Annotated in this window: 9 protein-coding genes and 1 tRNA gene; 7 read left to right on the top strand and 3 right to left on the bottom strand. The window is 61.7% G+C overall.

The window, feature by feature from the left end; genetic code table 11:
* Window positions 1-10: 10 nt before the first annotated feature.
* Window positions 11-1,114: a glycosyltransferase family 9 protein gene (locus FJ948_RS28595; RefSeq protein ID WP_140710414.1), complete on the bottom strand. Its 1,104-nt coding sequence runs from the start codon at window positions 1,112-1,114 to the stop codon at window positions 11-13.
* Between the two features lie 222 nt (window positions 1,115-1,336).
* Window positions 1,337-4,015 carry a pyruvate, phosphate dikinase gene (gene ppdK, locus FJ948_RS28590; protein ID WP_140710412.1) on the bottom strand — a complete coding sequence of 893 codons (2,679 nt, stop codon included), beginning with the start codon at window positions 4,013-4,015 and terminating at the stop codon, window positions 1,337-1,339.
* A gap of 227 nt (window positions 4,016-4,242) precedes the next feature.
* Here ppdK and FJ948_RS28585 point away from each other — a divergent pair, with 227 nt between their 5' ends.
* The 6 genes from FJ948_RS28585 to FJ948_RS28560 all read left to right on the top strand — a co-directional run bounded on the left by FJ948_RS28585 (window position 4,243) and on the right by FJ948_RS28560 (window position 10,903).
* Complete coding sequence (locus FJ948_RS28585) at window positions 4,243-4,587, top strand: VOC family protein (RefSeq protein WP_140710410.1); 345 nt, start codon at window positions 4,243-4,245, stop codon at window positions 4,585-4,587.
* Window positions 4,588-4,704: 117 nt separating this feature from the next.
* Window positions 4,705-4,779: transfer RNA gene (locus FJ948_RS28580), tRNA-Gln, on the top strand.
* Between the two features lie 539 nt (window positions 4,780-5,318).
* Window positions 5,319-6,767, top strand: a complete 1,449-nt coding sequence (locus tag FJ948_RS28575; protein ID WP_140710408.1) for a TolC family protein — start codon at window positions 5,319-5,321, stop codon at window positions 6,765-6,767.
* 39 nt (window positions 6,768-6,806) lie between these two features.
* Window positions 6,807-8,939, top strand: coding sequence for a type I secretion system permease/ATPase (locus FJ948_RS28570; RefSeq protein WP_140710406.1), 2,133 nt, complete (start codon window positions 6,807-6,809; stop codon window positions 8,937-8,939).
* A 49-nt stretch (window positions 8,940-8,988) separates the two neighbouring features.
* Window positions 8,989-10,278, top strand: coding sequence for an HlyD family type I secretion periplasmic adaptor subunit (locus FJ948_RS28565; RefSeq protein WP_140710404.1), 1,290 nt, complete (start codon window positions 8,989-8,991; stop codon window positions 10,276-10,278).
* Window positions 10,268-10,903 carry a ribbon-helix-helix domain-containing protein gene (locus tag FJ948_RS28560; RefSeq protein ID WP_140710402.1) on the top strand — a complete coding sequence of 212 codons (636 nt, stop codon included), beginning with the start codon at window positions 10,268-10,270 and terminating at the stop codon, window positions 10,901-10,903. Before FJ948_RS28565 ends, FJ948_RS28560 begins: the two co-directional genes overlap by 11 nt.
* 32 nt (window positions 10,904-10,935) lie before the next feature.
* Here FJ948_RS28560 and FJ948_RS28555 read toward each other — a convergent pair whose 3' ends face one another.
* Complete coding sequence (locus FJ948_RS28555; protein WP_140710400.1) at window positions 10,936-11,889, bottom strand: transglutaminase-like cysteine peptidase; 954 nt, start codon at window positions 11,887-11,889, stop codon at window positions 10,936-10,938.
* A 323-nt stretch (window positions 11,890-12,212) separates the two neighbouring features.
* Between FJ948_RS28555 and FJ948_RS28550 the strand changes: the two genes are divergently transcribed.
* A partial coding sequence (locus FJ948_RS28550) for a VCBS domain-containing protein (protein ID WP_210242294.1) occupies window positions 12,213-14,145 on the top strand: 1,933 nt, incomplete at its 3' end.

Genomic DNA, 14,145 nt, shown 5'->3' with positions numbered 1-14,145 from the left:
CCCATCCCGCTCAGACAGCGCGTTCCTTTTTCAGCTCGGTGCGTGCCAGGATCTCGCGCGCCGCGTCGACGACAGGGTTCACTTCCAGGCGCCAGACACAGCATGCCTTGCTGGGGTCGGTCCGGCGACACAGGTCCTTGGCCACGCACTCGCACGGCATTGACGGCCGAAGCGCGATGCTGGGCACGCCGACAGGTCCCCAGCGCGACGGATGCGTCAGGCCAAAAAGGCCGACAACAGGGGTACCCGCGGCAGCGGCCATGTGCATCGGGCCGCTTTCGTTGCCGAGAAACAGCCGAGCCTGCGCCAAGACCGCCAGCAGGCTCTCGAGCGACAGCGCTCCGACGAGGTCGACCACCGGCGTCGCCGTCCCGGCCAGGATTTGGGCGGCGGTTTCGCGTTCGCCTGGCCCTCCCACCAGAACGACGCCCAATCCGGTTTCAGCCGCAATCTGGTCGATCGCCTCGGCAAAGCGTGCTGGCTGCCATTGCCGGCCCTCGAAACTCGCGCCTGCATGGACGGCGACGAATGCTTTCGGACGGATACGGTGCCTGCCCAGAAGCGCCAGGGCTTTCGCGGCCTCGAATGGCGGCGGCTGGATGCTCGGCACCGTCACGCGCAGCTCGATGCCGAGCGCTTCAAGGGGAGAGAGATAACGATAGACAAAATGCTGGCCGCCGAACCCGTATGGTTTGGCGAACAGATTGGCGGGCTGCCTCTCCAACAGCCTCAGCGACCTCTCGGGAGGATTGTAGCCGACACGCGTCCTGGCGTTGACGAGCCCGCTGACAATTCGAGAGGTCTTGGAATCGGTCAGATCGATCGTCAGGTCGAAGCGGTGGCGGCGCAGCGCCCGCACCATGGCATAGAGCTCCTTTCCACGCTCCAGCGGGGTGCCACGCATGCGAGTGCGCCTGAACGGAACCACCTCGGAAGCGATGCCATGCGCAACCACGAAGCTCTCGAACTGCGCTTCGCAGAGAAACACGATCCTGGCGCCGGGAAATTCGAGCCGCAGGTTCCTGGCGAGTGTCGAGGCGAGAACGATATCGCCTATGAACTTCGTTTGAATGATCAGGATCGAGCTGAACGGAGCGGGTGATATCTGTAACATCTGTTTCCGGAGACAATTGGCGGGCCGTCCGCAAACTGGTCGGAAACAATGTCGGGATTACGCGATGGCGCCAGCACGTTCGCGTGAGTTTTCATACAAAAATGTAAGCTTCGTTCCAGGACATCCCGACCGGTTCAGCGGTCGTTGGATCACCGAACCGATCCAACGATTTGTCTTGCCAATCGCTGACGAAAAAGCGCTGCGCGGTTTTCCTGGAATTGCCTATCCGCGCCCCGTCTTCGCCACTTGGACCGCGGCCTGCGCCGCCGCCAGCCTGGCAATCGGCACGCGGTAGGGCGAGCAGGAGACGTAGTCGAGCCCGACCTCCTCGCAGAAGCGAATCGACGAGGGATCGCCGCCATGCTCGCCGCAGATGCCAAGCTTGATGTCGGGCCGGGTCTCCCTGCCCTTTTGCGCGGCCATGCGCACGAGTTCGCCGACGCCCTCAATGTCGAGCGAGACGAATGGATCCTGCTCGATGATGCCCTTCTGGCGATAGGTCTCCAGGAACGAGGCCGCATCATCGCGCGAGATGCCGAAGGTGGTCTGGGTAAGATCGTTGGTGCCGAAGGAGAAGAACTCGGCCGACTCGGCGATGACATGGGCGCGGATCGCCGCGCGGGGGAGCTCAATCATGGTTCCAGTCAGGTAATCTATCTTGACGCCGCTCTCGTCCATGACGCTTTTGGCGACGGCATCGATGCGCGCCTTCACATAATCGAGTTCCTTCACCAGACCGACCAGCGGCACCATGATCTCGGGAACCACCAGCGCGCCGGCTTTCTTGCCCGCCTCGACGGCGGCCTCGAAAATGGCACGCGCCTGCATCTCGGCAATCTCGGGATAGGAGACGGCAAGACGGCAGCCGCGATGGCCGAGCATCGGGTTGAATTCGTGCAACGCCTCGGTACGCTGCCTGAGCTTGTCCGGCGACACATTCATGGCGGCCGCGACCTCGGCGATTTCGGCCTCGGTCTTAGGCAGGAATTCGTGCAGCGGCGGATCGAGCAGGCGGATCGTCACCGGAAGCCCGGCCATGATCTCGAACAGTTCCAGGAAATCGGAACGCTGCATGGGCAGAAGCTTGGCCAGCGCCGCGCGACGGTCCTTCTCGGTGTCGGCCAGGATCATTTCGCGCATGGCGACGATGCGGGCGCCGTCGAAGAACATGTGTTCGGTGCGGCAAAGCCCTATGCCTTCGGCGCCGAAGGAGCGCGCCATGCGGGCATCGAGCGGCGTTTCGGCGTTAGTGCGCACCTTCATGCGGCGCACCGCGTCCGCCCACTCCATGATGGCGGCGAAATCGCCCGACAATTCCGGCTGCAACATCGCCACGGCGCCCTTGAGCACCTGGCCATTGCCGCCATCGATGGTGATGATGTCGCCCTTGCGGAAGGTCTGGCCCATCGAAAGCAGCGTGCCGGCCTTGTAGTCGACGCGCAGCGAGCCGGCGCCGGACACACAGGGCTTGCCCATGCCGCGCGCCACCACCGCCGCGTGGCTGGTCATGCCGCCGCGCGTGGTCAGGATGCCTTCGGCCGCATGCATGCCGTGGATATCTTCCGGACTGGTCTCTATGCGCACCAGGATTGCCTTGCGCCCTTGCGTCTTCAAGTCTTCGGCATCGCCCGAGGAAAAGACCATCTCGCCGGTGGCGGCCCCGGGAGACGCCGGCAGGCCGACGCCGATGACATCGCGCGCGGCTTTCGGGTCGATGGTCGGGTGCAGCAACTGGTCGAGCGAAGCCGGATCGATGCGCGCGACGGCCTCTTCCTTGGTTATCAACTTGTCCCTGGCCATCTCGACGGCGATCCTGAGCGCCGCCTTGGCGGTGCGCTTGCCGGACCTTGTCTGCAGCATCCACAACTTGCCGCGCTCGATGGTGAATTCCAGGTCCTGCATGTCGCGGTAGTGCTTTTCCAAGCTGTCGGAGATGGCGACGAAGGACTGGAAGGCATCCGGCATCAGCTTCTGCAGGGAAGGCTTGTCGGAACCGGCGGCGATGCGGGCGGCCTCGGTTATGTTCTGCGGCGTGCGGATGCCGGCGACCACGTCCTCGCCCTGCGCGTTGACCAGGAACTCGCCATAGAGCTGCTTTTCGCCGGTCGACGGGTTGCGGGTGAAGGCAACGCCAGTGGCCGAAGTCTCGCCCATATTGCCGAACACCATCGCCTGGACATTGACCGCCGTGCCCCAGCTTTCAGGGATGTCGTGCAGGCGCCGGTAGGTGATGGCGCGGTTGTTCATCCAGCTCGAAAACACCGCTCCGATCGCGCCCCAGAGCTGCTCGTGCGGATCTTGCGGAAACGGTTTGCCCAGCTCTTCCTCGACCTTGGCCTTGTAGAGCGCGATGACGCCTTGCCATTCGATGGCCGTCAACTCGGTGTCGAGTTCATGGCCGAGGCTGGCCTTCTGGTCTTCCAGGATTTCCTCGAACACCTCGTGATCGAGGCCCATGACGACATCGGAATACATCTGGATGAAACGGCGGTAGCTGTCATAAGCAAAGCGCGCATCGCCGGAATCGGAGGCCAGCGCCTCGACCGTCTCGTCGTTCAGGCCGAGATTGAGCACGGTGTCCATCATGCCGGGCATCGACGCCCGGGCGCCGGAACGCACCGAAACCAGGAGCAGCTTCAAAGGGTCGCCGAACCGCCGGCCGGTCAGCCGGCCGATATGGTCGAGCGCGATAGCGACGTCGGCTTCCAATCCTGCCGGGTAGGCACGGCCATTGGCATAGTAGGCATTGCAGACCTCTGTGGTGATCGTAAAGCCCGGCGGCACCGGCAGGCCAAGGCTGCACATCTCGGCCAGATTGGCGCCCTTGCCGCCCAGCAGATTCTTGTCCCCGGCACGGCCTTCCGCCGCGCCATCGCCAAAGGTGAAAACCCATTTGGTCATGCTTTGCTCTCCGGTTGCAGGAGATTGGAAAGATTGGCGAAACGGAAAGCTCCGCCCGTGTCCGACTGTGGAGCGATATGATGCTGCAGTGCGAAAGGCAAGCGCCGGCAAAGCTGCTGGGCCGCTACAATCGATTAAGAAAAAGCCATGCTCCCGGATGCGTCAAAAAGACTTGCCACCCCACCGTTCGACGCTTAGAACATAAAGGGAACGCAGCGAGGTGCCCCATGAAACAGCCCGGAAAACTGGACTATCTGGAAATGCCGGCGACCGGCGGCACGCTGGACCGGCTGAAAGGCTTCTACAGCGCTGCCTTTGGCTGGTCGTTCACCGACTATGGACCGACCTATTCGGCCTTCAGCGAGGGCCTGGACGGAGGTTTTCAGGCCGAGGCCGCGGAAGCGCCGGCCAAACCCCTGCCCGTGCTCTACAGCGGAAATCTCGAGGAAACTCTCGGAGCCGTGGAAAGCGCGGGCGGCGTGGTCGTCAAGCCGATCTTCGCGTTTCCAGGCGGCAGGCGCTTCCACTTCGTCGATCCGGCCGGCAATGAGCTGGCGGTCTGGAGCGAATAGTCGTTCCGGCGTGATCCAGCAGTGCGGAGTTGGCTGACAGTTTGGCCTCGCTCATAAGGATTGTGCTTTTCGGCTGCTCTGCTAATAACGCGCCGCACGAGCGACTCTGACGGCTATTGGGGCGTCGCCAAGTGGTAAGGCATCGGTTTTTGGTACCGACATTCCCAGGTTCGAATCCTGGCGCCCCAGCCAAGCACAAATTTCGCTCTAGTCCGAAGCACGCGCCGAACCAACCCTGCCGCGCCAAGCGTGAGCGTGTTCTCTGACGATGCCAGGGATGCGACCGGTCAACCGGAAGATCCAGGCCACCAAACGAACTATAGCGTAGGCCTGAACAAGTAGCGTGACCAGAACGTTCTGGCCCCGCGGTGGACCGCGCCAGCCCTCCGGAGCCCTGAGGTCTGTCAGGGGCAACTCCCATTGCATTCATGGGAGCAACCTCGTTCGCGGCCATGCTTGTTCCTCGGCGCACTATCGGGACGAACATGCCGTTTTCCCTCCGCATATACTTGCGCGTTTCTCAGGGTTTTCTTGCCAGCACTTGACCCGACCTGGCGCCACTCAAAGGAGTGCTATTTTTGCCACATTTTTTGGCCTTCTGCCTAGAATCTGTGATTTAGTCACAGCTTAATAATGAAACGCTTACGTTAACTTGTAAGATGGAGGACAAGGCCAGGCGGCAAGCCCGGCCGGGGCGCTCTTAAAGAGCGCGGGGAAACGCGGGTGGGAAAATGAAGACGACAGGTCTGTCGACCAAGGTCATGGGCGTTGGTCTCTTGATGACGGCTACCATGCTGAGTGGCTGGAGCGCGCATGCACTGACGCTCAAGGAGGCCATGGCGGTTGCGGTGGAATCCAACCCGGAAATCGGCCAAGCCATCGAAAACCGTGAGGCCATCGAGTTCGAACTGCGGCAGGCAAAAGGACTTTATCTGCCAAGTGTCGATGTCGAGGCATCAGCCGGTGTTCGCCGCCTCGACAACCCGTCACGACGGGCGCTTTCCATCCAGGATGATTCTCTTTACCCGGCCGAGGCCGATCTCGTGGTCACCCAGAAACTCTGGGACAGTGGCGCACGTCGCGCCGAGATGAGCCGCCAGGCCTCGCGCGTCGACGGCGCATCGTTCCGCGTCCTCGAGCGGTCCGAGTTCATCGGGCTTTCGGTTGTCCAGGATTACCTCGAATATATGCTGCAGACATCGATCGTGGCGGAGGCAAAAAAGAACCTCGGGTTCCATCAAGCCATCCTGAGCGACATCCGGGCCGGAATCGAAGGCGGCGGTTTGAACGAAGCCGATCGCCAACAGGCCGAGGAGCGCCTCTTTGCCGCCAAGGCGCGCATGCAGGAAGCTTCCGAAGAGCTGGAAGCGTCGAAGATACGGTTCTTCAAGACCGTGGGAAAGCCGCTGACCAACGCGTCGCGTCCGGGTTCGGTGGCCAGCGCACTGCCGAGATCGCTTGACGAAGCGATTGGCCTGGCACGTGCGAACAATCCTCGCGTGCACATGGCCAACAGCGATCTGAACGCCTCCGCCGCCCAGGTGGACGCAGCCCGCGCCAAATATGGCCCCGAAATCATCGCCGAGGGTCGCGCCAGGGGCGGATCCGACATCGACGGCGACGACGGCGATACGTCCGACCTGCAGGCGCGGCTGGTGTTGCGCTGGAACCTATATCGAGGCGGCATCGACAAGGCCAACGAGCAGGAGCAGATCCGCCGCAACAGCGAGCAGCGGCTTGCGATGCATCAGGTCCTGCGTGAGATCGAGGAGGCCGTGCGCACCTCGTGGGACCGTCGTTTCCGGCAGGCCGACCTGGCAAAGACGCTGAAGCTGCAGGCTGCCGCGAATGAAAAACTGGTGGCGTCCTATCGCGAGCAGTTCAAAGTCGGGCAGCGATCCCTGCTCGACGTCCTTGATGCGCAGAACACGCGCTTCAACACGGCGACCCTGGCCGACACCGCGTCCTACGCATCGCTCTTTGCGGAATACCGCCTGCTGGCTGCGACGGGACAATTGCTGAGGACCATGGACCTTCAGCCCGCCAAGCAGGCCGTGGCCTATGCCGAGGGCGAGTTCGCGGTTCCGCCGACGCCTGATACCGAAACCTATGCGCGGACCCCGTCGGAACAGAAGAACGACCTGCCCTTCGACATCCTTGCCCCGGTCAGGAAAAAGTGAGCCGGTGTAACGGGTGTTGAAGGTCCTGGCGGGCGGGTCGTGAATCAGCAGCCAAATATCCTGTCGCCGAAGGAGGCCTTCAAGGCCTGTTTTTCAGCGGTTGCCGCCTATCTCGGCAGGCCGAGCGCGGAGACCGTGCTGTTTGCCGGCGTGCCGATCTCGGACACGCGCATCGACGTCACCGAGATCAGGCATCTTGCCGAACGCATCGGTCTGGAGACGCGCGAATTCAGCCATCGCGACTTCCTGCGCGGGCGTGTCGATCTGCCGGCAATTCTCTTCCGTGTCAGTCAGTTGCCGATCGCCCTGCTGGCGGAAACCGACGACGAAGCATATCTCACGGCCCCGCAGGAAGACGGACGCACGACTGTCGGTAAATCCGAACTGGCCGCGAGTTACATCAGCGGCGGCGTGTCCTTCTCGATCACCTATGCCAACGCCACCGAGGGCATGAGGGTCGGATCGGCGCAGCAGATCGAGCGGCGTCATTGGCTGACGGGAACGATGGGCGCTTTCTGGCGCACCTATTCGAAGGTCGTGCTGTCGGCGATTTTCATCAACCTTCTGGCCATCGCCTCACCGATCTTCACCATGAACGTCTATGATCGCATATTGCCGAACAAGGCGATATCGACGCTCTGGGTGCTGGCGCTGGGGATCGGCGCCGTCATTCTCTTCGACCTGCTTCTGAAGACGGCCCGGGCCTCGCTCATCGACTATGCCGGGCGCAAGGCGGACCTGCGGATATCGTACCTGCTGTTCGAGAAGGTGCTGAATTCCTCCCTGTCCGCGCGCCCGGGCTCGACCGGCGAATATGCCAACCGCGTCACGCAATATGAGTTCGTCAGGGAGTTTTTCACCTCCAACACCATCAGCGTCTTCATCGATACGGCTTTCGTCTTCATCTTCCTGCTCGTCATCTACGCGATCGGCGGCTGGTTGGTGATCATACCGGCCTTGGCATTCGTGGCGTCTGTAATCGTCGGCCTGGTCACGCAGCGCCGCATCGGCAAACGCGTGGCCGCATCGATGAACGAAGCATCCCAGCGCCAGGCGTTGCTGGTCGAGTCCATCTCCACGCTGGAAACAATCAAGTCGCTACGCGCAGAAGCCTATTTGCTGAGGAAATGGAGCGAGCATTCGAAGAACGCGGCCAACACCTCCGAGAAGATCAAGCAGCTCTCGGCGGCGGCCGGCAACATCACCCAGGCCATCCAGCAGCTTGTGACGGTCGCCCTGGTCGTGGCTGGAGCCTACGCCTTTTCGGAAGGCCATGTTTCGACGGGAGCCATTATCGGCACGGTGATGCTGGCGAGCCGGGCCGTGGCTCCGCTCGGTCAGATCGCGATCACCTTGTCGAGATTTCGCCAGGCCATGCTCTCGCTGAGGATGGTGAACTCCATCATGAGCCAACCGGAAGACCGGCCGGACACGGTGGGCTTTGTCAATCGTCCTATCCGCAATGGCGCGATGACGTTCAAGAATGTCGGCTTCGTCTATCCCGGATCGGAAAACGAGGTCCTGTCCGGCCTGAATTTTTCGGTGAAGCCGGGGGAGCGGATCGGCATCATTGGCCGCATCGGGTCAGGCAAGACGACGATGGGACGCCTGATCGGCAGGCTTTTCCTGCCAAGTTCCGGAGAGCTGCTGCTGGATGGCATCGACATTCGCCAGTATCACCCGTCGGAGGTGCGCGCCGCTGTCGGCATCGTGGCGCAAGCCGGCGACCTGTTTTCGGGCACCGTGAAGGAGAACCTGCTCATGGCGTCCCCGGAGGCGACCGACGAGCAGATCATCGAAGCCGCGAAGGCCGCCGGCGTGGATGAATTCGTCTCCCGCCATCCACGCGGCTACGACATGAATGTCGGCGAGCGCGGGACCAATCTTTCCGGCGGGCAGAGACAGACGGTGGCGATCGCCCGGCTGCTTTTGACCAAGCCGAAGATCGTCTTTCTGGATGAACCGTCCGGCTCGATGGACCTGGCTTCGGAAAGGCAGCTGATCAGGCAACTCAAGACAGCTTTTGATCGCAACACGACGCTGATCGTCTCGACGCATCGCTTCAGCATGCTCGAATTGGCCGATCGCCTTATTGTTGTCGAACAAGGAAGAATAGTTGCTGACGGGCCAAAAGAACAAGTCATTCAGGCACTGCAGAAAACGAATTCCTGAATGAAGAAATTATACCGGCCGAGGCCGGTATAATGATGGGGCGTGGGAAATGCTTGCCAGGGAAGACCGACCGCCGTTCTTTGCGACGGCGTCGATATTTATCATAGCGGCGCTCTTCGTCGCCTTTGTCGCTTGGGCATCGTTCGCCGAAGTCGACGAGATCGCGCGCGGCGACGGCAAGGTCATACCAGCCTCCAAGACCCAGGTCATTCAGGCCAGCGAACCGGGCGTCGTTCAGGAAATCGCGGTGAAGGTGGGACAGGTCGTCCGGAAGAACGACCTCATCATTCGTCTCGACAACACATTGAACACCTCCAGCCTGGGCGAACAGCAGGCCAAGGCTCGGGCGCTGCAAGCACGTATCGCCAGGCTCAAATACGAACAGAGCGGTAACATCACGGGATCATTTCCGTGTCCGGAAAACATTCAGTCCGTGGCGCCGGAAATCTGCGACAACGAGCAGAATCTCCTCGTTGCCCGGCGCGAAAACTTCGACAACAAGCTGTCGGTGCTCAAGTCGCGCCTCGACCAGCGCGAAAAGGAACTCGACGAGGCGAACGCCAATTTCGACCGCCTGACAAAAAACCTGGCCGTGAGCGACCAGCAGGCGAAACTCGTCGATTCGATGGTCAAGAAAGGTCTGATGGCAAGGACCGAGCAGCTCAAGGTCGAGCAGGAGCAAACCGAACTCAACGGCCAATTGAACCTGGCCGGCGAGACGATAAAGAAGGCCAAGTCGGCGATCACCGAGGCGCAGCTGCAGGTCGAGGAACTCGGGCTGCAGCTGAAGCAGGAAGCGCTCGACGACCTGACGCAAGCCTTGGCCGATCTTTCGGTCGTGGACGAAACCATTCGCGGCGCGACCGACAAGGTCGCGCGGACGGATATCCGCTCTCCAGTAGACGGTATCGTCAACACGATGGAATTGAACACCGTCGGCGCCTTCGTCCAGCCGGGTTCGGTCGTTGCAGGTATCGTACCCACTTCCGAGACGCTGCTGGTCGAAGCGCGTGTTTCGCCCCGCGACGTCGCCTTCATTCGCCCCGACCAGGATGCCTTGATAAAAGTCACGGCCTACGATTTCTCGATCTTTGGCGGCATCGAAGGCAAGGTTTCCAACATAACCGCGGACAGCCTGGTCGACCAGAAGACGGGCGAGCCCTATTATCAGGTGCGTGTCGCAACCGAGAAATCGACACTGGAGCGGGACGGAAAGGCATATTCGATCATCCCCGGCATGATCTGTTCGGTGGATATCAAGACCGGGCGCAAGACGATCCTGAGCTACCTGCTGAAGCCGATCAACAAGGCACGCCAGGAGGCAATGAGTGAGCGGTAGCGCCATCTCTCCCTCGACCCCGAGCCTGCTTCTGCCACTCCCGACAGAAGATTTCGAGCTCGAGTTCCGCGTCGTGGCGCGCGGCGGCGTAAGGCGCGGCATCCGCCTGGAACGGGCTTTCTGGCTTTCGCTGAAGCAGATGGCGGAGAGCCGGAAATGCACGATCGGCATGCTGGTCGACGAAATCGCTGACAGTCACGCTGAGAAAGGAAATCTGACCTCGGCAATCCGGGTGGCCTGCATACGCGAGTTGGGGCACGCGAACCTGAACTTGCGCAGGCTTGCGTCGATCAGGACGGTAAACGCCATTCTGCTTGCCTGTCCGTCGCCGGCTTTCGCCCTGGCCTCGAGCAAGAAGATCGTGACGTTCAATGCTCCGTTCCAGCAACTTGTCAAACGGCAGTTGCCGACGGCGTTCGCCGAAGACGCGCGGCAGGACCTGAAGCTGGCGCTGGATCTCAACGTGGCGGATATATTCGCCCGCCTCGAGACCAATGGCGATGTTGCCGTTGCGAGCGGATTTGTGATTGGCGCCGGCGAGCGCCGTTATCGGGGCCAATTGAACGCGGTGCGGGCGCCGGTCCTGGAGCTGGAATTGCTGATGGCTTTTGTCTTCAATAGCTAGCCATTCAGCAGGGACAACGCCGCCCGCCCCGCTTACTCGACGTCCATCTGCACACCTTCGCCGGGCGCCACGCTTTCGAAACCACCCTTGACGTCGGCCACCCGCGCGCCCCCCGTTCTGGACCCGTGGATCCATGCCCGGTCGGTGCTGAACGAATAGAGCGGCTGATAGTCCGGAAGCGCGCTGTCCTTGAGGACCGTATTGTTGAGACTGTCGAGAATGTAAGCGCCGCTTGCGGTGCTCACCGAAAGCACGGCGTGGAAGAACCCGCGCTTGCGGTCCTGGAGCACGACGAGCGACATGCTGCGTGCAGGGATGCCTGCCCTCAGCAACGCCGTCATCTTGAGAATGGCGAAGTCCTCGCAGTCGCCAGCGCGATGGGCGAGGATTTCCGACGGCTTCGCCCAGTAGTCGAGCTTGCCGTAAACGACACTGTCTTTCCTGTAGGCGATCAGGCGGTTGATGCCGCTGTTGATGAACGCCAGTTTTTCGACGAACCCCTTGGCTTGGGCAGCCGCGACCATGGCCGCGAAGGGCTGGCTCTCGTGGTCGCAGGGACTGCCCGCCGTGCAACTGGCTATGGCCTGATAGACCGGCGCCCAGCGCGCTGAAACGGGAAAATTGCGCATGGACAGTGCAACCGACCCGAACACGCCCGGGATGATCGCCGCCGTCTGGATGGGGTCGATACCCTGGCTTTCCGCAGCCGTCGAGGCGCTGGAACCGTCTTGTGCGGAAACGGGACCGTAGCCGTTCGAGACGAGGCTGGCTTGGTAGGAGACGGCCGGCTGCCAGGGCTGGTACCTGCGCAGCGAAATACCGCCGAGACTGGGCGGTGCCTCGACAGTGCCAAGCAATGCTGTTTCGGACAGGACATCCCTGATGATGGGCCCGGCAAGGGCTGGCTGCGCCAAGCCGGCGATTCCCACCGCCAGCAGAAGCAGCTTGAGCTTGCTCTTTTCCCGAGCATTCTTTTGTTTTTTCATGACGCCCACCTTTGACCGTGGACGCTACCAATCTTGTCTCAAATTACTGGAAAGGAAGGTGGATAACTTTCCTGCAAAGCAACTTTGCTACTTAGCGTAAAATTTTACATAGTTTTATACTTATATTTACCAAGTTTTCCCGGCCGCCCGCGGCAAAAACTCGTGCATTCCGGATACCATATAACCAATTATATATTCACAGTTTACCAGGCGTAAAAAAAGCCATCGCAGGCATATCCAAATATATAGAATGGGTTGACGGACCGTTGCAAAGTCAAGGCGTCGCCTGTCTCTTTCCGGGAAATGCCGGAGGGGTTTAAGCTATGGCGACCAGTATTGAATTGGACAACGTTTCGAACTCGTGGGACGAACATTCCGTTTCCAACGATCATCACGACCTGACAGCGCCGATCCAGATGGTGGCGCAAGCCGCGCCGGCGGAGCAGGCGACGGCGCCAGCTCAAGCCGCGCCGGCCGCGGCCGAACCCGTACCGGTCGATGTCGGCGGCGGCGCGCCAGCGGTTGCCCCGCCGGCGGCAAATGCCCCGCATGAATATGTCGCGGACGCCAGCAACGTCGTCCGGCTCCCCGCCAACGTCTCGATCGACAATATCAAGGTCGACGGTCACAACCTCGTGCTCGAACAGGCGGACGGCTCGGTCATCGTCATCAAGGACGGCGCCCTGAACGTGCCGACCTTCATCGTCGGCGAAGTCGAAGTGCCCCGCGTGGCGCTGATCGCGGCGCTGGAAGCGAGCCATGTCGATGTCGCCTTTGGCGCGGACGGTTCGATGTCGGCGGGCCCAGGAGGGTCGACCTCCAGCGCCGGCGGAAATTTCGAGCAGCCCTCCGGCGGGATCGGCGACGGCTTCGGCCTCTCGGCATTGCTGCCGCCCACCGATCTGCATTTTGGACAATTGGAGCGGCGCGAGCTGTTCCCTTCCCTGGTCGACAGGGGCGTCTCCGTGGTGGCCATGTCGCTGACCGACCCTGGCCAGGCGGCCAGTGAAACCGGCCTCGATGGCGGCCCGCAACAATCGCCGGGCAGCGAGGCACCGAGCAACTCCGAAACCTCCGGCGTCGGGGCGATCACCATCGACGCACCCGACGGCATCGGCTCGATCGTCATCAACGGCACTACCGTGACCGGCGTCGGCCAGCAGATCTCAGGACAGTTCGGCTACATCACGATCCTGTCGTACGATCCTGGCACCGGTGCCATCCAGTATGACTACACCGTCACCCAGTCGGTCACGCATCCCATCAGCACGACCGGATACGACGCCAACGATACGGTTCCGGATAATTTCAGCATCACCGTCACGGATGTCGACGGCGATACGGCGAGCACGACCTTCACCATTGCCATCATCGACGACGTGCCGACGGCGATTGCCGACACGGACAGCATCGCGGCCGGCCAGTTCGGCCCCGCGACGGGCAATGTGCTGATTGGCGGCACGGATGCGGGCGACCCCAACACGACGGACGGCGTTGCCGACACCCAGGGCGCCGACGGCGCGACGGTGGTGGGCGTTGCCAAGGGGACGACGAATGTCGATCTGGACAATACGACCACACTCAACAGCCCGATCCAGGGCGAATATGGCAAGCTGACGCTACATAGCGACGGCAGCTATACCTATGTGCGCGATGCCGGCACACCCGGAGGCGTCAACGACGTCTTCACCTACACGATCAAGGATGGCGACGGCGACACCTCGCACACCACGCTGACGATCTCGATCGGCAACTCGACACCTGAGGTCTCCAACCTGACGCCGGAAGCCAATGGCGGCGACGTCATCGTCAACGAAGCGGCATTGAATGTCGGCACGCCGGGTGGCCCCGGGTCCGATCCGGCAAGCACGGCCGAGACCGGCGCCGGCGCCTTCACCATCTCCTCGCCCGACGGCATCCACGATCTGTCGATCGATGGCCACGCTTTCATCACCGACGGTGTGTTCACCGCCAACTCGTTCACGACGGCGCTGGGCAACACGCTGACGGTGACGGCCTACAATGCCGGCACCGGCGAGGTGAGCTACACCTACACGCTCAACGACAACGAGATACATACCCCTGTCCAGGGCACCAACAGCCTGTTCGAGAACTTCACCGTCACGCTGACCGACCAGGATCTGCAGAGCACCAACGGCACGCTCACCGTCAACATCGTCGACGACGTGCCGACGGCCCATGACGAAGCCTCGCAAGCGGTTGTGGAAGGTGCCCCGGCGGTGACGGGGACACTGG

Origin of the sequence: Mesorhizobium sp. B2-3-12, from assembly GCF_006442205.1 — a bacterium.
GTDB lineage: Bacteria > Pseudomonadota > Alphaproteobacteria > Rhizobiales > Rhizobiaceae > Mesorhizobium.
This window is presented reverse-complemented; position numbering and strand designations above follow the sequence as displayed.

Excerpts from the sequence above, each read along its gene's own strand:
- FJ948_RS28595 (WP_140710414.1), bottom strand. The coding sequence starts at position 1,114 with ATGTTACAGATATCACCCGCTCCGTTCAGCTCGATCCTGATCATTCAA.
- ppdK (WP_140710412.1), bottom strand. The coding sequence starts at position 4,015 with ATGACCAAATGGGTTTTCACCTTTGGCGATGGCGCGGCGGAAGGCCGT.
- FJ948_RS28585 (WP_140710410.1), top strand. The coding sequence starts at position 4,243 with ATGAAACAGCCCGGAAAACTGGACTATCTGGAAATGCCGGCGACCGGC.
- FJ948_RS28575 (WP_140710408.1), top strand. The coding sequence starts at position 5,319 with ATGAAGACGACAGGTCTGTCGACCAAGGTCATGGGCGTTGGTCTCTTG.
- FJ948_RS28565 (WP_140710404.1), top strand. The coding sequence starts at position 8,989 with ATGCTTGCCAGGGAAGACCGACCGCCGTTCTTTGCGACGGCGTCGATA.
- FJ948_RS28555 (WP_140710400.1), bottom strand. The coding sequence starts at position 11,889 with ATGAAAAAACAAAAGAATGCTCGGGAAAAGAGCAAGCTCAAGCTGCTT.